This is a genomic window from Streptomyces sp. NPDC058741 (assembly GCF_042746715.1).
GTDB lineage: Bacteria > Actinomycetota > Actinomycetes > Streptomycetales > Streptomycetaceae > Streptomyces.
On the sequence record NZ_JBHYQH010000034.1, the window covers coordinates 50,026 to 73,747 of the forward strand.

Annotated in this window: 22 protein-coding genes; 16 read left to right on the forward strand and 6 right to left on the reverse strand. The window is 71.6% G+C overall.

Annotated features, from left to right (window positions below; genetic code table 11):
- Window positions 1-2 precede the first annotated feature (2 nt).
- From ACFW6P_RS24005 to ACFW6P_RS24015, 3 genes are all read left to right on the forward strand, one after another.
- Window positions 3-1,232, forward strand: a complete 1,230-nt coding sequence (locus ACFW6P_RS24005; RefSeq protein WP_386354237.1) for a CobW family GTP-binding protein — start codon at window positions 3-5, stop codon at window positions 1,230-1,232.
- Window positions 1,233-1,238: 6 nt separating this feature from the next.
- Window positions 1,239-1,472, forward strand: a complete 234-nt coding sequence (gene rpsR, locus ACFW6P_RS24010) for a 30S ribosomal protein S18 (RefSeq protein ID WP_386354240.1) — start codon at window positions 1,239-1,241, stop codon at window positions 1,470-1,472.
- Between the two features lie 522 nt (window positions 1,473-1,994).
- The gene (locus tag ACFW6P_RS24015; protein ID WP_050810297.1) at window positions 1,995-2,213 is read left to right on the forward strand and encodes a DUF397 domain-containing protein; all 219 of its coding nucleotides are present in this window, start codon (window positions 1,995-1,997) and stop codon (window positions 2,211-2,213) included.
- A gap of 92 nt (window positions 2,214-2,305) precedes the next feature.
- On the opposite strand, the gene ACFW6P_RS24020 is transcribed toward ACFW6P_RS24015, so the two are convergent.
- Window positions 2,306-2,821 (reverse strand): ATP-binding protein, encoded by a 516-nt coding sequence (locus ACFW6P_RS24020; protein ID WP_386354243.1) that lies wholly within the window; start codon window positions 2,819-2,821, stop codon window positions 2,306-2,308.
- A gap of 343 nt (window positions 2,822-3,164) precedes the next feature.
- On the opposite strand from ACFW6P_RS24020, the gene ACFW6P_RS24025 reads away from it, so the two are divergent.
- The 6 genes from ACFW6P_RS24025 to ACFW6P_RS24050 all read left to right on the forward strand — a co-directional run bounded on the left by ACFW6P_RS24025 (window position 3,165) and on the right by ACFW6P_RS24050 (window position 8,645).
- Window positions 3,165-3,989 (forward strand): helix-turn-helix domain-containing protein, encoded by an 825-nt coding sequence (locus ACFW6P_RS24025; RefSeq protein WP_386354445.1) that lies wholly within the window; start codon window positions 3,165-3,167, stop codon window positions 3,987-3,989.
- A gap of 74 nt (window positions 3,990-4,063) precedes the next feature.
- Window positions 4,064-5,527 carry an aldehyde dehydrogenase family protein gene (locus ACFW6P_RS24030; protein ID WP_386354246.1) on the forward strand — a complete coding sequence of 488 codons (1,464 nt, stop codon included), beginning with the start codon at window positions 4,064-4,066 and terminating at the stop codon, window positions 5,525-5,527.
- Window positions 5,528-5,650: 123 nt separating this feature from the next.
- On the forward strand, window positions 5,651-6,202 hold the full coding sequence (locus ACFW6P_RS24035) for a DinB family protein (protein ID WP_386354248.1): 552 nt from the start codon (window positions 5,651-5,653) through the stop codon (window positions 6,200-6,202).
- A 10-nt stretch (window positions 6,203-6,212) separates the two neighbouring features.
- Complete coding sequence (locus ACFW6P_RS24040) at window positions 6,213-6,854, forward strand: PadR family transcriptional regulator (RefSeq protein WP_386424724.1); 642 nt, start codon at window positions 6,213-6,215, stop codon at window positions 6,852-6,854.
- A 73-nt stretch (window positions 6,855-6,927) separates the two neighbouring features.
- Window positions 6,928-7,887 (forward strand): ATP-binding cassette domain-containing protein, encoded by a 960-nt coding sequence (locus tag ACFW6P_RS24045; protein ID WP_386354254.1) that lies wholly within the window; start codon window positions 6,928-6,930, stop codon window positions 7,885-7,887.
- Complete coding sequence (locus ACFW6P_RS24050) at window positions 7,884-8,645, forward strand: ABC transporter permease (RefSeq protein ID WP_386354257.1); 762 nt, start codon at window positions 7,884-7,886, stop codon at window positions 8,643-8,645. The genes ACFW6P_RS24045 and ACFW6P_RS24050 overlap by 4 nt, the downstream gene beginning before the upstream one ends.
- Window positions 8,646-8,689: 44 nt before the next feature.
- On the opposite strand, the gene ACFW6P_RS24055 is transcribed toward ACFW6P_RS24050, so the two are convergent.
- On the reverse strand, window positions 8,690-10,096 hold the full coding sequence (locus ACFW6P_RS24055) for a glutamate decarboxylase (protein WP_386354261.1): 1,407 nt from the start codon (window positions 10,094-10,096) through the stop codon (window positions 8,690-8,692).
- A gap of 37 nt (window positions 10,097-10,133) precedes the next feature.
- Window positions 10,134-11,417, reverse strand: a complete 1,284-nt coding sequence (locus ACFW6P_RS24060; RefSeq protein ID WP_386354264.1) for an ion channel protein — start codon at window positions 11,415-11,417, stop codon at window positions 10,134-10,136.
- Window positions 11,418-11,519: 102 nt separating this feature from the next.
- Between ACFW6P_RS24060 and ACFW6P_RS24065 the strand changes: the two genes are divergently transcribed.
- Window positions 11,520-12,239, forward strand: a complete 720-nt coding sequence (locus tag ACFW6P_RS24065) for a MerR family transcriptional regulator (protein WP_386354266.1) — start codon at window positions 11,520-11,522, stop codon at window positions 12,237-12,239.
- Window positions 12,240-12,257: 18 nt separating this feature from the next.
- Here ACFW6P_RS24065 and ACFW6P_RS24070 read toward each other — a convergent pair whose 3' ends face one another.
- Window positions 12,258-12,623, reverse strand: coding sequence for a YbjQ family protein (locus ACFW6P_RS24070; protein WP_386354269.1), 366 nt, complete (start codon window positions 12,621-12,623; stop codon window positions 12,258-12,260).
- Between the two features lie 135 nt (window positions 12,624-12,758).
- Between ACFW6P_RS24070 and ACFW6P_RS24075 the strand changes: the two genes are divergently transcribed.
- Entirely contained in the window at window positions 12,759-13,739 is a 981-nt protein-coding gene (locus ACFW6P_RS24075) for a DedA family protein (protein WP_386424727.1), read from the forward strand.
- Between the two features lie 54 nt (window positions 13,740-13,793).
- Here ACFW6P_RS24075 and ACFW6P_RS24080 read toward each other — a convergent pair whose 3' ends face one another.
- Both ACFW6P_RS24080 and ACFW6P_RS24085 read right to left on the reverse strand, forming a co-directional pair.
- A complete protein-coding gene (locus ACFW6P_RS24080) occupies window positions 13,794-15,491 on the reverse strand; it encodes a threonine/serine exporter ThrE family protein (protein WP_386354275.1) in 1,698 nt (565 codons plus the stop codon).
- Window positions 15,492-15,619: 128 nt separating this feature from the next.
- Entirely contained in the window at window positions 15,620-16,111 is a 492-nt protein-coding gene (locus tag ACFW6P_RS24085) for an inorganic diphosphatase (protein ID WP_003991985.1), read from the reverse strand.
- A 79-nt stretch (window positions 16,112-16,190) separates the two neighbouring features.
- On the opposite strand from ACFW6P_RS24085, the gene dacB reads away from it, so the two are divergent.
- From dacB to ftsH, 5 genes are all read left to right on the forward strand, one after another.
- Window positions 16,191-17,777 carry a D-alanyl-D-alanine carboxypeptidase/D-alanyl-D-alanine-endopeptidase gene (gene dacB, locus ACFW6P_RS24090; RefSeq protein ID WP_386424729.1) on the forward strand — a complete coding sequence of 529 codons (1,587 nt, stop codon included), beginning with the start codon at window positions 16,191-16,193 and terminating at the stop codon, window positions 17,775-17,777.
- A 667-nt stretch (window positions 17,778-18,444) separates the two neighbouring features.
- A complete protein-coding gene (locus tag ACFW6P_RS24095) occupies window positions 18,445-19,575 on the forward strand; it encodes a zinc-dependent metalloprotease (protein WP_386354280.1) in 1,131 nt (376 codons plus the stop codon).
- Between the two features lie 195 nt (window positions 19,576-19,770).
- A complete protein-coding gene (gene tilS / locus ACFW6P_RS24100) occupies window positions 19,771-20,799 on the forward strand; it encodes a tRNA lysidine(34) synthetase TilS (RefSeq protein ID WP_386354283.1) in 1,029 nt (342 codons plus the stop codon).
- 60 nt (window positions 20,800-20,859) lie between these two features.
- Window positions 20,860-21,420, forward strand: a complete 561-nt coding sequence (gene hpt / locus ACFW6P_RS24105) for a hypoxanthine phosphoribosyltransferase (RefSeq protein WP_386354450.1) — start codon at window positions 20,860-20,862, stop codon at window positions 21,418-21,420.
- A 185-nt stretch (window positions 21,421-21,605) separates the two neighbouring features.
- Window positions 21,606-23,645 carry an ATP-dependent zinc metalloprotease FtsH gene (gene ftsH, locus ACFW6P_RS24110; RefSeq protein ID WP_386354286.1) on the forward strand — a complete coding sequence of 680 codons (2,040 nt, stop codon included), beginning with the start codon at window positions 21,606-21,608 and terminating at the stop codon, window positions 23,643-23,645.
- The last annotated feature ends 77 nt before the right edge of the window (window positions 23,646-23,722 follow it).

Sequence of the window (23,722 nt, forward strand, 5' to 3'; positions counted from 1 at the left end):
CCGTGACCGTCTCCCCGGGGCTCCCCGTCGTGATCGTCGGCGGGCTGCACGCCGACGCCCGCAAGGAGGCCGTGGCGCGGCTGCTCGCCGACGTGCCCGGCAGTGTCGTCCTCCACCACGACCTGGCGACGGCCGCCGCCGGCACGGTCGTACGGACGATCCGGGACGCCTCCGGCCTGCTGGACGCGGGCGAGGCGCCGCTCGTCAACGACTGCGCCTGCTGCGCCCTGCGCGAGGACCTGGTACCGGAGCTGGAGCGGCTGCGGGACGCCGGCGGCACCCGGCTCGCCGTCGTCGAGCTGTGGGACTCCGTCGAGCCCAAGGCCATGGCCGAGGTCGTCACGGCCGGCGGGCTCACCGTCACCGGCGTGATCACCGCCGTCGATCCGGCCCTGGTCCTGCCGTACCTCGCCAACGGCGACGACCTGGCCGACGGAGGTCTCGCCGCGGCCGCCACCGACCAGCGCACGGTCGCGGACACCTTCGCGCGCCAGCTGGAGTACGCCCCCGTCCTCGCGATCGCCGACTCCCCGGAGGCCGACGACGAGGACCGCGAGCTGCTCGCCCAGCTGCACCCGACGGCCCGCCACGTCCCCATCGGCCAGGGCGGCCCGGCCACCGGGCGGACGGCCGGCGGCCCGGTGGGCGCGGCCGGGGGCGACCTCACCGCGCCCGCTCCCCGTCGCGGTCCGCTGCCGCCGCTGGCCCGGGCCGCCCTGGCCGGCTTCGACGTCGAGGCCGCGGCCGCGGCCCAGCACCCCGCCTGCGCCCTGCTCCCCGCCGAGGCCGACGCGCACGGCGTCTCCACCCTGGTGTGGCGCCGGCGCCGTCCCTTCCACCCTGAGCGGCTCTACGCCGCCCTGGAGGACCTGACCTGCGCCGCGGCCCGCAGCCGCGGCCGGTTCTGGCTCGCCGACAAGCCCGACACGCTGTTCCACTGGGACGCGGCGGGCGGGGCCCTGTGCGTGGAGGGCGCGGGCCCGTGGCTGGCCTCCCTGCCGGACGCCGCCTGGGAGATGGTCCCGCCGGTGCGCCGGGCCGCCGCCGCGCTGGACTGGCACCCCGAGCACGGCGACCGCTGTCAGCACCTCGTCCTCACCTCGCCCGGCCTCGACCGGGACGGCGTGGAGCGGCTGCTGGAGTCCTGCCTGCTCACCGACGCCGAGTACGCCGCCGGGCCCGACGCCTGGCAGCGGCTGCCGCACGCCTTCGACACCCTCCTGGAGGTCTGACCCGCGATGCCCCGCAAGCACGACCGCACGCCCGCCAAGAGCCGGCCCAACCCCCTGGACCGGGACGGCATCACGTACATCGACTACAAGGACACCGATCTGCTGCGGAAGTTCGTCTCCGACCGCGGCAAGATCCGCAGCCGCCGTGTCACCCGCGTCTCCGCCCAGCAGCAGCGGCAGCTGGCCAAGGCGGTCAAGAACGCCCGGGAGATGGCGTTGCTTCCGTACGGCAGCCGCTGAATCCGGGAGGTCCCCCGCTCGACGCGCGGGGGACCCCTCCGGGGGCGCACCACCGGCCGGCGGCCTGCCGGCTCCCGTTCGCCGCACCCGCGTCCGTCGATGGTCCGACCCGGTCACCGGACCGAAGGACGAGGTCACGCTCCTCCAACCGGCCCATTCCGCCCTGCTCCCCGCCGCCCCCTCCGCTTCCGGATGCGGGCGGCCCGGCAAGCCCCGCAGCCGGGCCGCCCGCCCCCGCCGTCGAGCGGATGCTCCGCCTCCACCTGACCTCCGCCGAACCCGACGCGTTCACGCCCGGTCCCGGGGAACGCGCGAAGAGGCAGGGTCGTCAAGCAGTGAAGAACTCCTCTCGCGCGGTCGTCGCAGCTGTAACCGGGGGACCACCCCGCGTGCACGTGCATCTGCTCATGCATCTGCACATGAACGGGGCTATGATCCGGGTCAATTGACCATTGCATCAATGGCCACACCAGCCAGTGCACCATCGGGGAGCGACCTGTGGACCACGACGTGTACAACGGTATGGCGGCCGCCGGGCTGCGTGGTGTGGCCTGGCAGAAGAGCCGGCACAGCAACTCGCAGGGGTCGTGCGTGGAGTTCGCCCGGCTGCCGGGCGGTGACGTGGCCGTCCGCAACTCCCGCTTCCCCGACGGCCCCGCGCTGGTCTACACCCGGGCGGAGATCGAGGCGATGCTGCTCGGCGTGAAGGACGGCGAGTTCGACCACCTCGTGGGCGGCTGACCCTCCCTCCCGCCCCGGCGGTGCCGGGGCCATCGGCACGGCGAGCGCGGCGACGCACGTGGAACCGCGGCGCGAGGAAGCGCCGCGGTCACTCATGTGCCGTTCGGCCGGGCTGCGTCGCGTGGCAGCCGGAACAGCGCCCAGACCACCTTGCCGCTGAGCGCGCCCGCCATGGGATGCCAGCCCCAGCTGTCGCTGAAGGAGTCGACGAGGAACAGGCCGCGGCCCGACTCGGCCGAGAAGTCGTCGGCCTCCCGGGTCACGGGAGTGTCGTGACTGGGGTCGCGTACCGCGCACACCAGCCGCTCCGTCCAGCGCAACAGGTACAGCCGCACCGGGGATTCCTGGACGCCGGAGCGCGCGCAGTCCGCCGGCACGGCGTGGCGCAGGGCGTTGGTGACGAGTTCCGAGACCACCAGGCAGACGTCGTCGAAACGGTCGCCCATCTGCCACTGGTCGAGCATCCTGCGGGTGAAGCGCCGGGCCTCGCGCACCGCTTCGCAGCGGGCGGGAAGGGCACAGGAGGCGGCGTCGGACGCGGCCGCGGGATCCAGCGGCGGAAGGCCCTGCCGTAACGGCTGGAGCATGGTCGATCCATTCGTCCCCATGCGAGGCACTCCCGGGAATTCGCGGTCGGTGCGATGCGGCGGTGGTGCGGGACCATGGTTTCGGATGCGTACAGCAGATGCAAGGGCAGATGCACGTGCAGCTGACCGGAATAGGGCGGCCCGTACCGCTTGTCGGTCATTTTTTCCGTCATCTTCGGGTCGCCCTGAGGTCGTTCTCCCGTCGATATTCACAACGCGCCTGCGTGCGCCGCCCGTTTCGATTCCGTTTCTGTAATCGGACGAGTACTGCTCGGAGTGTTTTAGTGGCAGACTTCGGCACCTGGAGACGTTGGGGAGGCTGGCGAACGTGAGCGCGGGAGAGCCGGGATCGGTGGTGCGGCGCATGCTGCTCGGATCACAACTGCGGCGACTGCGTGAGGCGCGGGGCATCACGCGCGAGGCGGCGGGCTACTCGATCCGCGCCTCCGAGTCGAAGATCAGCCGGATGGAGTTGGGCCGGGTGAGCTTCAAGACCAGGGACGTCGAGGACCTCCTGACGCTGTACGGCATCACGGACGAGCAGGAGCGCGCCTCCCTGCTCTCGCTGGCCAAGGAGGCCAATGTCGCCGGCTGGTGGCACAGCTACTCGGACGTGCTGCCCGGCTGGTTCCCCACCTACGTCGGCCTGGAGGGCGCCGCCTCGCTGATCCGCGTGTACGAGGTGCAGTTCGTGCACGGCCTGCTGCAGACCGAGGCCTACGCGCACGCCGTCGTCCGGCGGGGCATGCAGGGCGCGAGCCAGGCGGACGTCGACCGGCGGGTGGCGCTGCGCCTGGAGCGGCAGAAGTACCTGGTCTCCGAGGACGCCCCGGACTTCCACATCGTCCTGGACGAGGCCGCCCTGCGCCGTCCCTACGGCGACCGCGAGGTGATGCGCGGCCAGCTCCAGCACCTCATCGAGATCTCCGGGCGGCCCAACGTACGGCTCCAGGTCATGCCGTTCAGCCTCGGCGGGCACTCCGGCGAGAGCGGCGCGTTCACGATCCTCAGCTTCCCCGAGTCCGACCTCTCGGACGTCGTCTACCTGGAGCAGCTCACCAGCGCGCTCTACCTCGACAAGGCCGAGGACGTCGCCCAGTACGAGCGGGCCCTCAAGGAGCTCCAGAGCGACAGCCCGGGCCCCTCGGAGAGCCGGGATCTTCTCCGAGAGCTCCTTCAACTCCTGTGAACCACAAGTACGATGACGTGTGATCAGATCGCAAGGGCGCGATCAGAGGTCTGCCAGGGATCGAGGGATCACACATGTCGTCGGCCTACTTCACCGACCTTGCCCAGCAGTACATCGACGGTGAGTGGCGCCCGGGCACCGGTTCCTGGGACATCATCGACCTCAACCCGTTCGACCATGAGAAGCTCGCGTCGATCACCATAGCCACGGCCGACGAGGTCGATCAGGCGTACCGGGCGGCGGCCCGCGCCCAGCAGCAGTGGGCCGCGACCAACCCCTACGCTCGCCGCGCCGTCTTCGAGAGGGCTCTGCGGCTCGTCGAGGAGCGCGAGGCGGCGATCTCCGATGCCATCGTCGCCGAGCTCGGGGGCACGCGCCTGAAGGCCGCCTTCGAGCTGCACCTCGCCAAGGAGTTCCTGCGCGAGGCGGTGCACCTCGCGCTGGCGCCCGAGGGCCGGATCATCCCCTCCCCGGTGGACGGCAAGGAGAACCGCGTCTACCGCGTGCCGGTCGGGGTGGTGGGCGTGATCAGCCCCTTCAACTTCCCGTTCCTGCTGTCGATCAAGTCCGTCGCCCCGGCCCTCGCGCTCGGCAACGCCGTGGTGCTCAAGCCGCACGAGGACACGCCGATCCTCGGCGGCGCCCTGGTCGCGCGGCTCTTCGAGGACGCGGGGCTGCCCGGCGGGCTGCTCAACGTCGTCATCACGGACATCGCGGAGATCGGCGACGCCTTCATCGAGCACCCGGTCCCCAAGGTCATCTCCTTCACCGGCTCCGACCAGGTCGGCCGGCACGTGGCCACCGTCTGCGCCCGGCTGTTCAAGCGCTCGGTGCTCGAACTGGGCGGCAACAGCGCGCTGGTGGTCCTCGACGACGCCGACCTCGACTACGCCGTCGACGCGGCCGTCTTCAGCCGCTACGTCCACCAGGGGCAGGTCTGCATGGCCGCCAACCGTGTGCTGGTCGACCGGTCGGTGGCCGAGGAGTTCACGGAGAAGTTCGTCGCCAAGGTGAAGACGCTCAGGACGGGCGACCCGCGCGACCCGGAGACCGTCATCGGCCCGGTCATCAACTCCTCCCAGGCCGAAGTGATCACGGGCGTGGTCGAGCAGGCCCTCGCCGAGGGCGCCACGGCCCTGGTGCACGGCGGGCGGACGGACAACCTCGTCGAGCCGTCCGTGCTGACCGACGTGCCCGCCGACTCGGCGCTGCTGCGGCAGGAGGTCTTCGGACCCGTCGCCTTCCTCGTCCCGTTCGACGGCGAGGAGGAGGCCGTACGGCTGGTCAACGACACCCCGTACGGGCTGAGCGGCGCCGTGCACACCGGGAACGTCGAGCGGGGCGTGGCCTTCGCCCGGCAGATCGACACGGGCATGTTTCACGTCAACGACGGCACGGTCCACGACGAGCCGATCGTCCCGTTCGGCGGGGAGAAGCACTCGGGCATCGGCCGGCTGAACGGCGACACGATGCTGGACGCCTTCACCACGACCAAGTGGATCTCGGTGCAGCACGGCCGGAGCGGCTTCCCTTTCTAGACCTCGCGTGGCCGGCCGGACCCCGGCTGAGCCATGTGGACCCTTGCGGACGGAAGCCGACCGCAAGGGTCCGTAGTTTCGTCGCTGTCAGGCAGCGGACACCCGGACGAAAGGCGGCCGGACATGGTCACGCACGTGGGACCCGAGGCACCCGGTGACGAGCGCGGAGCGCTTCTTTCCTTCATCGCCGAGCAGCGCGGCGGTATCCGGCGGGCGGTGCTCGGGCTGACGGAGGAGCAGGCGAACTCCCGGCCCACCGTCAGCGAGCTGTCCCTCGCCGGGCTGCTCAAGCACGTCGCCGAGGTCGAGCAGGGCTGGATCGCCCGGGCCGGGGGCGAGCCGCCCGCCGTCCAGCGGGACGAGTCGAACTGGCACGAGTGCTTCCGGCTGACCGGCGACGAGACGGTGGAGTCGCAGCTCGCGTACTACGAGGAGGTGGCCGCCGGGACGGAGGCGTTCATCCGCGCGGTGCCCAGCCTCGACGACACCTTCGAGCTGCCCGCGACGTCCTGGAACCCGCGGGACGAGCGGCTGTCGATGCGCTGGCTGTGCCTCCACCTGATCCGCGAGACGGCACGGCACGCGGGGCACGCCGACATCATCCGCGAGTCGCTGGACGGCAGGACGGCCTTCGAGCTGGTGGCCGAGGAGCAGCGGACGCCGGCCGGGTCATAACCTTGGCCGCATGTCAGCCATCCGTCTCCTCGTGCTCGGCGCGGTCCGCGTGCACGGTCGCGCCCACGGCTACCAGGTGCGCAACGACCTGGAGTACTGGGGCGCGCACGAGTGGTCCAACGCCAAGCCCGGCTCGATCTACCACGCGCTGAAACAGCTGGCGAAACAGGGACTGCTGCGGGCGCACGAGACCGCCCCGTCCACGGCCGGCGGCCCGCCGCGCACGGAGTACGAGATCACCGAGCGGGGCACGGAGGAGTACTTCCGGCTGCTGAGGGAGGCGCTGGTCACCTACGACCAGCGCGGGGACGTGAAGACGGCCGCGGTCGGCTTCCTCGTGGACCTGCCGAGGGCGGAAGCGGTCGCCCTGCTGAGGGAGCGCACCCTGCGGATCGAGCAGTGGCGGGCCTCGGTCCTGGAGCACTACGTGCCCGAGGGGGGGCCCGGGCAGCTCGGTCACATCGGCGAGATCATGAACATGTGGGTCCACACGGCCGACTCCGAGGCCGAGTGGACCCACGGCCTGATCGAGCGGATCGAGGGCGGTGCCCACACCTTCGCCGACGAGGGCGACCCGTTCGTCGGCGTCCTGGCCGAGGACGGGGAGAACCCGTACGCGACGGGGGAGCGGCATCCGAGGGACCTTCTCTAATCAAATTTGACGAGCGGTCTGCAGGCGGGTTACCTTGAGCATGTAGTCAACTTTGACTAGCGAGGGGGTCCGAGTGGCCGACACGGCGATCACCGTCGAAGGCGCACGCAAGAAGTACGGCGGAAAGGGAGGCGGGAACGCACTGGACGGGCTCGACCTGACGGTCGCGCGCGGCACGGTGCACGGGGTGCTCGGCCCGAACGGCGCGGGCAAGACGACGCTGGTGCGGGTCCTGTCCACGCTGCTGCGGCCCGACGAGGGCCGGATCGAGGTGGCCGGGCACGACGTGGTGCGCGAGGCGTACGCCGTACGGCTGCGCATCGGCCTGCTCGGCCAGCACGCCGCGCTCGACGAGGAGCTCGGCGGCCGGCAGAACCTGGAGCTGTTCGGCCGGCTGCACCATCTGGGCGCGCGGCGGGCACGCGCGCGTGCGGACGAACTCCTGGAGCGCTTCGGCCTCGCGGACACCGGCCGCAAGGCGGTCCGGCAGTACAGCGGCGGCATGCGACGCCGCCTGGACCTCGCGGCCTCGCTGATCACCGAGCCGGAGGTGCTCTTCCTCGACGAGCCGACGACCGGTCTCGATCCGCGCGGCCGCGCGGAGGTGTGGGACTCCGTCCGCTCCCTGGTCGGCGACGGTACGACGGTCCTGCTCACCACCCAGTACCTGGAGGAGGCCGACCAGCTCGCCGACCGCATCTCGGTCGTCGACTCCGGCCGGGTGATCGCCGACGGCACGGCGGACGAACTGAAGGCGGCGACCGGCGGCGACCGCATCGACGTGGTCCTGCGGGACGCGGGCCTGCTCGGTACCGCCGTCGCCCTGCTCCCCCTCACCGGCGTCACCGTCGACCCGGACCGCCGCCTGCTGAGCGCCCCGGTGACCGACCGCATGGCGGCGCTCGCCGCGGTCGTACGGGCCCTGCAGGAGTCCGGCCTGGAAGCCGAGGACGTCGCCCTGCGCCGGCCGACGCTGGACGAGGTGTTCCTGCACCTCACCGGTGACGGCCACCGGATGAAGGAGGCCGCGTGAGCGTCCACGCCCTGACCGACTCCTGGACCATGACCCGCCGTGAACTCGCCCGCTGGGCGCGGCAGCCGGTCCAGCTGGTCGTCACCCTGGTCTTCCCGGTGATGCTGCTGCTGATGTTCGGCTACCTGGTCGGCGGCGGCCGGGGGGTGAGCGGCAGCTACCGCGACTACCTGATCCCCGGCATGCTCGCGCTCACCATGGCCTTCGGCCTGGAAGGCACGATGATCGCCGTCACGCAGGACCTCAACAAGGGGGTCGTCGACCGCTTCCGCTCGATGCCCATGGCCGACGGGGCCGTGCTGGTGGGCCGTTCCGCCGCCGACATGCTCCAGTCGGCGCTGACCCTGCTGGTGCTGACCGGTGTGGGCCTCGCCCTCGGCTGGCGGATCCACGCCGGCCCGGGCGCCCTCCTGGGCGCGCTGGGCCTGCTGCTCCTCTTCCGGTTCGCCATGCTGTGGATCGGCATCCACCTGGCGCTGGTGGCGGGCCGGCCGGAGATGGTCCAGGCCGTGCAGATCCTGGTCTGGCCGGTCGGCTTCCTGTCCAACGCCCTCGCCACCCCGGAGTCGATGCCCGGCTGGCTCGGCACGGTCGTCGAGTGGAACCCCATGTCCCACACCGCCACGGCCGTACGGGACCTGCTCGGCACCCCCGGAGCGGAGACCGGGCACGTGGGGGCGGCGGTGCTCTGGCCCCTGGCCCTGCTGGCGGTGTTCTTCCCGCTGGCCGTGCACCGCTTCGGCAGACTGAGCCGCTAGGGAGCGGCGCCGCCCGGCCCTCCTCCGGGCGGCGCCGGCCGGGCCTAGTGGTGGAACCCGGTCGCCGCCCCCTTGTCCCGCGTCAGGGGGTGCGGCTGCCGGCGCAGGTCGGGCAGCGCGCGCTCCAGGTCCTCCGCGAGCAGCTCGGCGAGATCGGCGGAGAAGCCGTTGCGGCACACCACCCGCAGCACGGACAGGTCCTCCCGGTCGGGCGGGAAGGTGTACGCGGGCACCAGCCAGCCGCTCTCCCGCAGCCGCCGGGACACGTCGAACACGTCGTACGCCGTCACCTCCGGCCGGGTCGTGAAGGCGAACACCGGCAGCGCGTCGCCCCGGGTCAGCAGCCGGAAGTCACCGAGCGCCTCCACTCGTCCGGCGAGGTTCGTGGCCACGTCCCGGGCGGCCTGCTGCACGGCCCGGTAGCCCTCCCGGCCCAGCCGCAGGAACGTGTAGTACTGGGCCACCACCTGCGCGCCCGGCCGGGAGAAGTTCAGCGCGAAGGTCGGCATGTCGCCGCCCAGGTAGTTCACCCGGAACACCAGCTCCTCCGGCAGTGCCTCCGCGTCCCGCCACAGCGCCCAGCCCACGCCCGGGTAGACGAGACCGTACTTGTGCCCCGAGGTGTTGATGGACGCCACCCTCGGCAGCCGGAAGTCCCACACCAGGTCCTCGTCGAGGAACGGCGCGACCATGGCGCCGGAGGCCCCGTCGACGTGTACGGGGACGTCGACCCCCTTCCGCTCCTGCAGCGCGTCCAGCGCCGCGCACAGCTCGGCGATCGGCTCGTAGGAACCGTCGAAGGTGGAGCCGAGGATCCCGACGACCCCGATGGTGTTCTCGTCGCACAGCCCGGCGGCGGCCTGGGGGTCCAGGTGGAACCGCTCGCCCTCCATCGGCACCAGGCGGGGCTCCACCTCCCAGAAGGTGCAGAACTTGTCCCAGCAGACCTGCACGTTCACGCCCATCACCAGGTTGGGCCGGGCGCCCGGGTAGCGGCCGGCGTTGCGCTTGATCCAGCGCCGCTTCAGGGCCATCCCGGCGAGCATGCACGCCTCGCTCGACCCGGTCGTCGAACAGCCCACCGCGCGCCCCGGGTCGGGTGCGTGCCACAGGTCGGCGAGCATCGCCACGCAGCGCCGCTCCAGCTCGGCCGTGCGGGGGTACTCGTCCTTGTCGATCATGTTCTTGTCCCGGCACTCCGCCATCAGGATCCCGGCCTCGGGCTCCATCCAGGTGGTGACGAAGGTGGCGAGGTTCAACCGCGCGTTGCCGTCGAGCATCAGCTCGTCGCGCACCAGCTGATGGGCGGTCATGGGGGCCATGGGCCCGTCCGGGAGCCGGTGCGTGGGCGGGGCCTCGGCCATGTCGCCGACCGGGTTGGCGGGACCGAAGAAGGGGTTGACGGACAGCCGGCGGTCACCGGACCGGCGGGGGCCTTCGTTGAGCGGCAAGACAGCCTCCGGGAGGGGGTTCGGGAAGGGGTCGTGGTCAGTGGACGGGCGTGCCGTCCGTACGCAGCTGCATCTGTGGCCGGCCCGTCACCAGCAGCCAGGCGGGCAGCGTGGCGACGCAGAGCAGGGTGGTGATCCCCGGCGAGTCGACCAGCACCGCGGCGACGAAGAGGCTGATCCAGCCCTGCCGGGTGACGGCCAGCAGGATCCCGAGCACGCCGGCCGAGACACCGACGGAGGGATGCGCCCCGACCAGGACGTGGGCGCACAGGCCGAAGGCGGTGCCCACGAACACGGCCGGGAAGATGCGCCCGCCGCGGAACCCGCAGGACGCGGAGACGAGCAGCGCGGCCAGCTTCACGACGCTCATCACGGCGAACGCCCCGGCCGACCAGCCGTCCGGGTCGTGCGCCAGCTCGGCGATCTCGTCGAGCCCCTTGAACAACGTCAGACGGCCGCCCGCGGCCGCGAGGGCGCCCAGGACGACACCGCCCGCCGGGAGCATCAGCATCGGGTGCCGCAGCCGATGGAAGGCGCGGTGGACGTACGGGAAGGCCCGTACCGCGCACATGCCGAGCAGCGTGGCGAGCGAGGTGATCACGAGCGCCGCCAGCAGGTCGGCGAAGCCCGGCCGGCCGAACGGCGGCAGGTCCAGGTCGAAGCTCGGGTGTTCGAGGAGGGTGGCGGTCAGGGCACCGGCCGAGGCGGCGGTCAGCGGCGCGAAGAGGTTGTCCCACAGCAGGCCCCGCGTCGCCTGCCGGGCCAGCACCTCGGAGATCACCAGGGCGGCCGCCACGGGCGTGCCGAACAGCGCGCCGAGCGTGCCCGCCTCCGCCAGGGCCGGCCAGATCCGGTCCGGCGCCCTGGGCAGGAACCGCACGCCCAGCCAGACCGCCAGCCCGACGTTCACGGCGATGATCGGGTTCTCGGGGCCGAGGCTGGGCCCGCCGGCCAGCATCAGCGCGGTCGCCAGCGCCAGCCCCGGCAGCACCACGGGCGCCAGGACGGGCGCGTCCAGGCCGAGCGTGGCCGGATCCGGACCCGCGTGGCCCGGCACCTTCCACACCACCAGCCCGACCGCGACACCGGTCGCGGTCAGCACCGCGAACATCCACGCCACGGAGTACCGGCCGATCCCCAGCGCGTCCGGCACGGTCCGCCACAGCACGTCCTGGAGCTGCTCGGCGGCGACCTCCACCCCGACCAGGAGCATGCCGCACACCACGCCGACGACGACGGCGGGCAGGATCGTCGGCAGCAGAGCGCGAGCCGGGGTCGACGGGGTGACGGAGGCCGCGCGCTCTTCGGTGTCCTGGACCACGCGCTCACCATAAACGTGTCAAAGGGGATGAACCGGAAACACGCTTGCACCTCACGTGGCGTGAGGACCGACCGTGGAGCCCGGAAGCAGAAGGGAGCGGAAGTGAGCTACTCCGTGGGACAGGTGGCGGGCTACGCCGGCGTCACGGTGCGCACGCTGCACCACTACGACGACATCGGCCTGCTCGTCCCGAGCGAGCGCAGCCACGCGGGTCACCGGCGCTACGGCGACGCCGACCTCGACCGGCTGCAGCAGATCCTGTTCCACCGGGAGCTCGGCTTCCCGCTCGACGAGGTCGCCGCCCTGCTCGACGACCCGGAAGCGGACCTGCGCGCGCACCTGCGCCGGCGGCACGAACTGCTGACCGCCCGGATCGAGAAGCTGCGGAAGATGGCGGAGGCCGTGGAGCACGCCATGGAGGCACGCAAGATGGGACTCAACCTCACGCCCGAGGAGAAGTTCGAGGTCTTCGGGGACAACGACCCGGAGCAGTACGCCGAGTCGCAGCGCCGCACCGCCCGCTATACGAAGGAGGACTGGCAGCGCATCCAGGCCGAGGCCGCCGACTGGGGCGAGCGCTACGCCGCCCTGGTGGCGGCCGGCGAGGAGCCCGCCGGCGAGGCGGCGACGGCCCTGGCGGAGGAACACCGGCAGCACGTCTGCGCGCACTTCTACGCGTGCTCGTACGAGCTGCACCGCTGCCTGGGCGAGATGTACGTCTCCGACGAGCGCTTCAAGGCGTTCTACGACGGCATCCGCCCGGGTCTCGCCGAGCACCTCAAGGAGGCCATCGCGGCGAACGCCGCCCGGCACGCCTCCTGACCTCCCGGCCCGGGGGCCTCACTCCCGGGCCAGGACCACCGCCGTCCCGTACGCGCACACCTCCGTGCCGACGTCCGCCGCCTCCGTCACGTCGAAGCGGAACGCGAGCACACCGTTGGCGCCACGCGCGCGTGCCTGCTCGACGAGCCGCTCCATGGCCTGGTTGCGGGTCTGCACGAGCGTCTTGGTGAGACCGCGCAGCTCACCGCCGACCATCGACTTCAGCCCGGCGCCGATCTGGCTCCCCAGGTGCCGGGAGCGCACGGTCAGTCCGAAGACCTCGCCGAGCACCTCCTGCACGCGGTAACCGGAGACGTCGTTCGTGGTGACGACCAGGACGTCGGGCCGGGGGCCCTGTCCGCCGCCGTATTCATCGATGCCCATGCCTCACAGCTTTGACCGGGACCGCGCACAGTGCATCCTGAGTACGCCCATGGAACCTGGGCCGTGACAGCCGCGTTGATACGTTGAGGCAGTCAGCCCCAGCCCGTACACCACAGCAGCAGGAGCCACATCCCCGTGACCACGCTTGCGCTCGGCCCCGAGTGGCTCAGCCCGGACTACCTGATCTCGACGTTCAGCCTGCCCGGCATCCTGCTCATCGTCTTCGCCGAGTCCGGACTCTTCGCCTTCCTGCCCGGCGACTCCCTGCTGTTCACGGCGGGCCTCTTCGTCGCCGAGGGGACGTACATCACCCAGCCCCTGTGGCTGGTCTGCACGCTGATCGTGCTCGCCGCCGTCATCGGCGACCAAGTGGGCTACATGATCGGCAAGTTCCTCGGACCCAAGCTCTTCAGCCGTCCCAACTCCAAGCTGTTCAAGCAGGAGAACCTGGACAAGGCACACGAGTTCATGGAGAAGTACGGTCCCAAGGCGATCGTCCTGGCCCGCTTCGTCCCCATCGTGCGCACGTTCGCCCCGATCGTCGCCGGCGCCGGCCGTATGAAGTACCGCACGTTCCTGACGTACAACGTCATCGGCGGCATCGCCTGGGGCACCGGCGTGACACTCGCGGGCTACTGGCTCGGCCAGATCGGCTTCATCAAGAAGAACGTCGAGGCGATCCTGATCCTGATCGTCTTCGTCTCCGTCGTCCCGATCCTCGTCGAGTACCTGCGGGAGCGCTCGAAGAAGAAGCGCGCGGCGACGCAGGGCCCCGCGGAGCGCACGCAGCACACGCCCCCGGTCATGGACGACGCCACGACTCAGCTGCGCCGCATCACACCGGACGATCAGCCCTCGCACCACCGGCCGCAGCAGCCCCCGCACCACCAGCAGCCCCACCAGCAGCCGCAGCCCCAGCAGCCCCACCAGCAGCCGCAGCCCCAGCAGCCGCAGCCCCAGCAGCCGCAGCCCCAGCAGCCGCAGTACGGCAACCAGAACGGCTACGACGACCAGCAGTACTACGGCCAGTACCCGCAGGGCACGGGCTACGGCCGGCAGCAGCCGTACGGCACCCAGCCGGGCGGCGGCCAGCAGCCCTACAACGGCGGTTACTGAGCCCGGGGCCGCGGGCGGCCGGGGAGCGCAGGGCAAGCCCCGGGGCGGACGGCGCTAGAAACCCCTGGTCCGCTTGGCGGCCCGCCGCTTCTCCGCGGACCCGATCCGCAGGAACATCCGGCTTATCTCGGAGCCCAGGTTCACCCCGATGGCGATGGCCATGGCCAGGGCCACCGCCTTCGACAGCGACACCAGCCCCTGGTCCACCTCGTTCTGCGCGATGGCCAGCAGCCCGAAGTACGTGGCGGAACCGGGCAGCAGGGGCCCGATCGCCGCGGTCGTGAAGGGCAGCGCGGAGGCGAACTGGTAGCGGGACAGCAACTGCCCGAACAGTCCCACCAGCCCCGCCGCCGCGGCCGTGGACGCCACCGGTGAGATGCCGCCCGCGTAGTGCATCGCGCCGTACACGGTCCAGGCGACGCCCCCGTTGAGCGTCACCCACACCACGGTGGACCGTTCCTGCTGGAGCAGCACGGCGAACGCCAGGGACAGCAGCATCGAGGCCCCGATCAGCACCACCGGCTGGTCGGACACCCCGAGCGCCGCGTCGGGGTTCAGCCGCGCGCCCAGCTGCACGCCGAAGTAGAGCACCAGCAGCACACCGGCGACGATGCCCACGAAGAAGTACAGGACCTCCAGCAGCCGCGCGGACGCGGTGATGTAGAAGCCGGTCAGCCCGTCCTGCACCCCGGCCACCAGCGCCCGCCCGGGCAGCAGCGCGAACAGCCCACCGGTGATGACCGCGGAGGCCTTCACGTCGACATGGCCGAGGGTCAGCGCGACCCCGATCGCGGCCGGCGGCGTCGCCGCCACCGTGAACTGGTAGAACTCCGGCAGCCCCCGCCCGGCGCACAGCCACGCCAGCCGGTCGCCGAGCATCGCGCCCAGCGCGGCGGCGACGAACACGATCAGGTCACCGCCCACCAGTACGGAGGCCGCGCCCGCCAGCAGCCCGCTCGCCCCCGTCAGCGCCCATCCGGGGTACGGGTGCCGGTTGCGGCGGATCTCCGCGAGCCTGCGGTAGGCCTCCTCCAGGGAGACGGCCGTCTCGTCGTCGCTGAGGTCGTCCACCAGCTGGTAGACGGCCGCGAGGCGCGTGTAGTCGGTGCCACGGCGCCGCACGGTCCGCGACGCCGTCACCGGGTCGTCGACGAGGGACGGCTGGTACGAGATCGCCAGCAGCGTGAAGGTGACGTTGGGCTCGCAGCGGTCCAGCCCGTAGGACCGGCAGACGGCGAACATGGCCGTCTCCACGTCCTCGGCGCCCTCACCGCCCGCCAGCAGCAGCTCGCCGATACGCAGCGTCAGGTCGAGCACGCGCGGCACCGCCGGCCCGGCCTCGTCGTGACCGCGCTGGCTCGGCTCGGTCGCCGGGCGCTCCGCCACCGGCATGCGCAGCATCGTGCGCATCCGGTCCTGCCACGGCACGTCCTTGGTCAGACTGACCACGGGAACCCCGGTCGGCGGGGTGAAGGCCGACAGCGCGTGCTGGGCGCTGAACGCGCTCGGCGGGGTGAACGCCGACCCCTCCCGCTCCGCCGTGTGCGCCGGCTGCACGTCCAGCCCGTCCGGGACCGCGAACTCGGACGTCGTCTCGGACTCCGTGGCGCTCGTCCGCAGGAGGGCCAGGCCCTCGGGGATCGCGAACTCGGACGTCGTCGACATGTCCCCGTCGACGACGCTTCCGGCGGGCGGCTGAAAGCCACTCCTCGCCTCGTCCGACCTCGGTTTGCGGTCCTCCGCTTCCGTCACTGCCTGGCGCTCCCTGAACGACACGTCGGCCTCGTACCCGCCACAGCCTCAGTATGCGCAATGCACCCAGACGGATGAACGGGCCGCACGCGCAGGCGTGCGGCCCGTGAGCACCAGGTGAGGAGGGGTCAGTGACCGCCCTGCTCCTTGAAGCGCTTGTAGGAACGCTCGATCTCGGCCTCGGCGTCCGTGCGGCCCACCCAGTTGGCGCCCTCGACCGACTTGCCGGGCTCCAGGTCCTTGTAGACCTCGAAGAAGTGCTGGATCTCCAGGCGGTCGAACTCCGACACGTGGTGGATGTCGCGCAGGTGCTCCACGCGCGGGTCGTGCGCCGGCACGCACAGCAGCTTGTCGTCGCCGCCGGCCTCGTCCGTCATCCGGAACATGCCGATCGCGCGGCACTGGATGAGGCAGCCGGGGAAGGTCGGCTCGTCCAGGATCACCAGCGCGTCCAGCGGGTCGCCGTCCTCGCCGAGGGTGTTCTCGACGAAGCCGTAGTCGGCCGGGTAGCTCGTCGAGGTGAACAGGCGACGGTCCAGGCGGATCCGACCGGTCTCGTGGTCCACCTCGTACTTGTTGCGCGAACCCTTCGGAATCTCGATCGTGACGTCGAACTCCACCGGTGGCTCCTCCATGATCAACACATAGTTCTGGTGGTTAAGTGTCCCTCACGCAGGTGTGTGATCGCGAAAGGGGCTGGTGGTCGTGCCAGAGCTGAGGCCTTGGCGGGCCGCGAGACCGCACGTGGTGCGGATCGCGCACGCCCTACGACCGCACCTGGCCCGGGCCGCCGCGGCCGCGAGACCGCCGGTCGCACGGCTCGTACGGGCCGCGAGACCGCAGGTCGCGCGAGGCGCGGTGCCCAAGGCGTGGCAGTACGCCGCGGGTGCCGCCACCGCCGGTCTGGCACTGGCCGCCGGTGTGGTGACCGCCGCGGGGCCCTGGGACTCCACGGGTCAGCGTACGGCCGAGCACGACCGGGCCGTGGCCCTGGGCCGCGCGGGTGGCACAGATCACGGCGGCGTCCCCGGTGCGCCGAGCCGCCCCCGGCCCGCTCCCAGCGCCGGGCCCGTCCTGACCGGCCTCGGCGGTGTCAGCACGGTGAAATCCGCCCCGGACGGCAGGATCCTCGCCGACGCCCTCACGCCCCTGCTGAAGGACCCGGCCCTCGGCCCCCGGCCCGCCGCCGTGGTCGTCGACGTCACCACCGGCCGCCGCCTGTACGGCGCGAAGCCGGACAGCGCGCTCACCCCGGCCTCCACCACGAAGATCGCCACGGCGGTCGCGGCGCTGTCCGCGATGGGCGCCGACCACCGCCTCACCACCCGCGCCGCGCTGGAACCCGACACGAAGGAAGTCGTCCTGGTCGGCGGCGGCGACCCCACGCTGACCGCCCGTGAGAAGGCCGACGGCTGGGCGAGCCTGCGCACCCTGGCCGGGCGGACGGCCGCCGCCCTCGCCGAGCGGGGCGTCCGCGACGTGACCCTCTCGTACGACACGACCCTCTACGCGGGCCCCCGGAAACACCCGATCGGGGTCAACCCCAACCTCGCCCTCGTCAGCCCCCTGATGGCGGACGAGGGCCGTACGGACGACTCGACGAGCGGCCCGGCCCCACGGGTCGAGAACCCGGCGGCGGACGCGGCCCGCCGCTTCGGCGACCTGCTCGAGTCCTACGGCGTCAAGGCCTCGGTCCCCGGCCCCTCCAAGGCCACGACCCGGGCGAAGACCCTCGCGAAGGTCTCCTCGCCCCCGCTGTCGGTCCTGGTCGAGCGCATGCTGACCCACAGCGACAACGACATCGCCGAGTCGCTCGCCCACCAGACGGCGATCGCCACCGGCAACCGGGCCGACTTCGCAGGCGCCGACAAGGCCATCGGTTCCCAGCTGCGTCGGCTCGGCCTGCCGCTCAAGGGCGCCGCCTTCAAGGACGGCAGCGGCCTGAACCGCTCCGACCGGATGACACCCGCCCTCCTGACGGCCCTGCTCGCGAAGGCGGCCGACCCCGCCCACCCCGAACTGCGCCCGGCCCTCACCGGCCTCCCCGTCGCCGGGTTCACCGGCACCCTCACCGCCCGCTACACGGACGGCGCGGCCGGCGTCGTCCGTGCCAAGACCGGCTCCCTGTCGGGCGTGAACACCCTCGCGGGCACCGTCGTCGACCACGACGGCCGCCTGCTGGCCTTCGCCTTCATGTCCACGGACACGGCCCCGGGCACCGAGGCGGCGACACGCAAGGCCCTGGACAAACTGGCCACGACCTTGGCCAACTGCGGCTGCCGCTGACGCGCCCGTACGGTCCGGGAGGCCCCCGCCCACCGGGCCCGCCGTGGGCAGTCGTCCCGCTGGGGCGGAACGGGTGGGCACGGCCTGCGGCGCCGGGTACCGGCCGAGTGCCCCCGGCCCCTGCCGACCCTGCGGGCGCCGGGCACGGGCCGAGCCTCCCCGGCCTCGGCGGGTCCCGCTCACGCGGGGTACTGCCCAGTGGCCCCTGGCCTCGGCGGGTCCCGCTCACGTCGGGTACTGGACAAGCGCCCCCGGCCCCTGCTGACCTCGCTCACGTCGGGTACTGGACAAGCGACCTCGGCCTCTGCCGACCTCGCTCACGTCGGGTACTGGACAAGCGACCTCGGCCTCTGCCGACCTCGCTCACGTCGGGTACTGGACAAGCGACCTCGGCCTCTGCTGACCTCGCTCACGTCGGGTACTGGACAAGAGCCCCCGGCCTCTGCTGACCTCGCTCACGTCGGGTACTGCACAAGAGCCCCCGGCCCCTGCTGACCTCGCTCACGTCGGGTACTGCACAAGAGCCCCCGGCCCCTGCTGACCTCGCTCACGTCGGGTACTGGACAAGCGACCTCGGCCCCTGCCGACCGAGTACCTGGAAGACCCCCGGCGTCCCCCCGCCCTCGCCGCCCTGCCCCAGCGGCCTGCGCTCACGTACGGTTGACGCATGACGAGCATCGGTGGTGCTGCCTCATCCGGCATGGTCGACTGGAATCTCGCGGTCGCGACCGCGACCCGGCTCGTGCGGCCGGGCCCCGAGGTCAGCCGCGACGAGGCCCGGGCCGTCGTCGCGGAGCTGCGCAGGCATGCCAAGGCCTCGGAGGAACACGTCCGCGGATTCACCCGGCTGGACACCGAGGAGGGGCACGACACCCCCGTCCTCGTCGTCGACCGCCCGGGCTGGATCCGCGCCAACGTCGCCGGGTTCAGGGAGATCCTCAAACCCCTGCTCGACAAGATGGAGGAGCGGCGCGGCGGCAGCGCGGGCGGCGCGGTCATGAGCGCCGTCGGCGGCAAGGTCACCGGCGTGGAGCTCGGCATGCTCCTGTCGTTCCTCGCCTCCCGCGTCCTCGGCCAGTACGAGACCTTCGCCCCGGCCACCCGCGAGCTCCCCGCCGGGCAGGGCGGCGGCGGCCGGCTCCTCCTGGTCGCCCCGAACATCGTCCACGTCGAGCGCGAACTCGACGTCGACCCCCACGACTTCCGGCTCTGGGTGTGCCTGCACGAGGAGACCCACCGCACCCAGTTCACGGCCGTGGACTGGCTGAGGGACCACCTCGAGGGCGAGATCCAGTCGTTCCTGGCCGAGACCGACGTCGACCCCATGACCGTCCTGGAGCGCGTGCGGGAAGCCGCCCAGAGCCTCGCCGGGGGCCGCCCCGAGGGCGAGCAGGACGACGGCGGCCGCTCCCTCGTGGAGATCGTGCAGACCCCCGCCCAGCGCGAGATCCTCGGCCGTCTCACGGCCGTGATGTCCCTGCTGGAGGGCCACGCCGACTTCGTGATGGACGGCGTCGGCCCCGACGTCGTCCCGTCCGTCGGCGAGATCCGCGAGAAGTTCCAGCAGCGCCGCGCCAAGGGCGCCTCCCGACTGGACCTCGCCCTGCGCAAGCTGCTCGGCCTGGACGCCAAGCTCCGCCAGTACCGCGACGGCGAGCGCTTCGTACGGGCCGTCGTCGACGAGGTCGGCATGGACGGCTTCAACCGCGTGTGGACCTCGCCCAACACCCTCCCCACCAAGACGGAGATCGCCAAACCGGCGGACTGGATCGCGCGGGTGCACCGCAGGTCCGAGTAGTGAACATCGCGGGCAGGTCGTGAAAGGAAACCGGCAGACGGCATGCGGACGCCCCTTCAATCACCCGTCCGAGGGACCGTGACGCAGGGGTAGGCGTGCAATGCTCGGGGAACGGCCCGGTTCTGTCACCATCTACACACTCTGCGTGACCGAATCCCGGGTTCACCCCCGACGACTTCATGAAGGGAACCGGACATGGGTCCCCATCCTGCGGTCGCGGCGATACGCCTGGCAGTACGCCGCGTCCTCCACGACCTCCTCACCGAACACCACCGCGCCCCCGCCGCGGTCCCGCACGCCCTCACGCACGAGCCGCCCCTCGTGCTCGTCGCGTGCTCCGGCGGTGCTGACTCCATGGCCCTCGCCTCCGCCCTGGCCTTCGAAGCCCCCAAGCTCGGCGTCAGAGCCGGCGGCGTCACCGTCGACCACGGCCTGCAGTCCGGCTCCGACGTACGCGCCGCGGAAGTCGTCCAGCGCCTGCGCGAACTCGGCCTCGACCCCGTCGACTGCGTCGCCGTCACCGTCGGCCGCTCCGGCGGGCCCGAAGCCGCCGCCCGCGACGCCCGCTACGCCGCGCTCGACGCTGTGGCCGAGCGTCACGGAGCCGCGGCCGTCCTGCTCGGCCACACCCGCGACGACCAGGCCGAGACCGTCCTGCTCGGCCTCGCGCGCGGCTCCGGCATCCGCTCCCTGTCCGGCATGGCCGCGATCTCGGGGGCCGACGGCCGTTACCGCCGCCCCTTCCTGGAACTCGACCGGCAGACCGCCCGCAAGGCCTGCATGGTCCAGTCCCTCCCCGTCTGGGACGACCCCCACAACGCCGACCCGGCCTACACCCGCTCCCGGCTGCGCCACGAGGGCCTGCCCGCGCTGGAGAAGGCCCTCGGCAAGGGCGTCGTCGAGGCCCTCGCCCGGACGGCCCAGCTCTCCCGTGACGACGCCGACGCCCTCGACTCCTGGGCCGCCCAGGCCGAGACCGGCGTCCGCGACGCCACCGGGATGCTCGAATGCGCCAAGCTCTACGCCCTGCCGCCCGCCGTGCGCCGCCGCGTCCTGCGCCGGGCCGCCATCGCGGCCGGTACCCCCGCCGGCTCGCTGTTCGCCCGCCACCTCGAAGAAGTCGACCGGCTGATCACCGGCTGGCGCGGTCAGGGAGCCATCAACCTCCCCGGCAAGGTCGTGGCCCGGCGGCAGGGTGGCAGACTGGTGATTCGGCAAGGCTGACGCCGACCCCTCCGAGCAGTCGGGGGACGGGCCGCTCAGCCGGTGAGACGACCGAAAGTGATGCGGGTGGACGCGAGAGACATGGGTGCCGACCTCCAGCAGGTGCTCATCACCAAAGAAGAGATCGACGCCAAGCTGGCCGAGCTGGCAGCGAAGATCGACGCGGAGTACGCGGGCAAGGACCTGCTGATCGTCGGAGTCCTCAAGGGCGCGGTGATGGTCATGGCCGACCTCGCCCGGGCGCTGTCCACCCCCGTCACGATGGACTGGATGGCCGTATCGTCGTACGGGGCGGGCACCCAGTCCTCCGGTGTGGTGCGGATCCTCAAGGACCTCGACACCGACATCAAGGGCAAGCACGTCCTCATCGTCGAGGACATCATCGACTCCGGTCTGACGCTGTCCTGGCTGCTGTCGAACCTCGGCTCGCGCGAGCCGGAGTCGCTGAAGGTGTGCACCCTGCTGCGCAAGCCGGACGCCGCCAAGGTCGCGATCGACGTCGAGTGGGTCGGATTCGACATCCCCAACGAGTTCGTCGTCGGTTACGGCCTCGACTACGCCGAGAAGTACCGCAACCTCCCGTTCGTCGGTACGCTCGCGCCCCACGTCTACGGCGGCTGAACCCCGTTCGGGGTGCCGTGGCGGCGATCGGGAACCCTGGCGGGCTTCCCGCCGTTGGAGCAGGCGTGGACGGATCGCCAGCCGCACCGCGCAGCTTCAGGTGACAATGCTGGGGTACCGTCCGAAGAACAGTCTTTGTCAAACTCACTATGGCAGGAGGGACGGGGCGGCACCGCTCCGTATGGATGGACGTGAAGCGATACTTCCGTGGGCCGGTCATGTGGATCGTGCTGGCCGTCCTCGCCGTGGTCGTGTTGATGCAGGTCGTCGGCTCGTCCGGCGGCCACAAGACGGTGGACACCGGCCAGGTCGTCCAGGCGATCAACCAGAACAAGGTGGAGTCGGCCAAGCTCACCACCGGTGACGAGCAGACCATCAAGGTCACGCTCAAAGACGGCGTGAAGGTCGAGGGCAGCTCGAAGATCCAGGCGAGCTACATCGGCGACCAGGGCGTGGCCATCGCCAACACGCTGCAGAACAAGTACCAGGACAAGCAGATCCCGGACGGCTACACGGTCTCGCCGTCCAAGCAGAACCCCTTCGTCGGGATCCTGCTCTCCCTGCTGCCCTTCGTTCTCATCGTGGTCGTCTTCCTGTTCCTGATGAACCAGATGCAGGGCGGCGGCTCCCGCGTCATGAACTTCGGGAAGTCCAAGGCGAAGCTCATCACCAAGGACACCCCCAAGACGACGTTCTCCGACGTCGCCGGTTCCGACGAGGCCGTCGAGGAGCTCCACGAGATCAAGGAGTTCCTCCAGGAGCCGGCCAAGTTCCAGGCCGTCGGCGCCAAGATCCCCAAGGGCGTGCTGCTCTACGGCCCGCCCGGAACCGGCAAGACCCTGCTCGCGCGGGCCGTCGCGGGCGAGGCGGGCGTGCCGTTCTACTCGATCTCCGGTTCCGACTTCGTCGAGATGTTCGTCGGTGTCGGTGCCTCCCGCGTCCGTGACCTGTTCGAGCAGGCCAAGGCGAACGCCCCGGCGATCGTCTTCGTCGACGAGATCGACGCGGTCGGCCGCCACCGCGGCGCCGGCCTCGGCGGCGGTCACGACGAGCGCGAGCAGACCCTGAACCAGCTCCTCGTCGAGATGGACGGCTTCGACGTCAAGGGCGGCGTGATCCTCATCGCCGCGACGAACCGGCCCGACATCCTCGACCCGGCGCTGCTGCGTCCCGGCCGCTTCGACCGGCAGATCGCCGTCGACCGCCCGGACATGCAGGGCCGTCTGGAGATCCTCAAGGTCCACCAGAAGGGCAAGCCGGTCGCCCCGGACGTCGACCTGTCGGCCGTCGCCCGCCGCACGCCCGGCATGACCGGCGCCGATCTGGCCAACGTGCTGAACGAGGCCGCCCTGCTGACGGCCCGCAGCGACCAGAAGCTGATCGACAACCACATGCTGGACGAGGCGATCGACCGCGTGGTCGCGGGCCCGCAGAAGCGGACCCGGATCATGTCGGACAAGGAGAAGAAGATCACCGCGTACCACGAGGGCGGACACGCCCTGGTCGCGGCGGCCTCGCCGAACTCCGACCCGGTCCACAAGATCACGATTCTGTCGAGAGGCCGTGCCCTCGGCTACACGATGGTCCTTCCGGACGAGGACAAGTACTCGACCACGCGCAACGAGATGCTCGACCAGCTCGCCTACATGCTGGGCGGCCGCGCCGCCGAGGAGCTCGTCTTCCACGACCCGACCACGGGTGCCGCCAACGACATCGAGAAGGCCACCGGCCTCGCCCGCGCCATGGTCACGCAGTACGGCATGACCGAGCGTCTGGGCGCGATCAAGTTCGGCGGGGACAACACCGAGCCGTTCCTCGGTCGGGAGATGTCCCACCAGCGCGACTACTCGGAAGAGGTCGCCGCGCTGGTCGACGAGGAGGTCAAGAAGCTCATCGAGACCGCGCACAACGAGGCCTGGGAGATCCTGGTCGAGAACCGCGACGTCCTCGACAACCTCGTGCTGCAGCTGCTGGAGAAGGAGACGCTCGGCAAGGAGCAGATCGCCGAGATCTTCGCCCCGGTCGTCAAGCGCCCGCCGCGTCCCGCCTGGACCGGCTCCTCCCGCCGTACGCCGTCCACCCGCCCGCCGGTCCTCTCCCCCAAGGAGCTGGCCCTGACCAACGGGGCGAACGGCGCGACGCCGGCCATCAGCACGGTCAAGAGCACCGCGGCGGACCCCGCCCCGGCGCCCGAGCGGACGCCGGAGGACCGCCCGGAGAGCTGACCGACGCTCTCCCGGCGGCACCCGGACCCGGAACCGGACCCGGAATGAAAGCCGCGCCCCCCAGGTTTTAGCCTGGC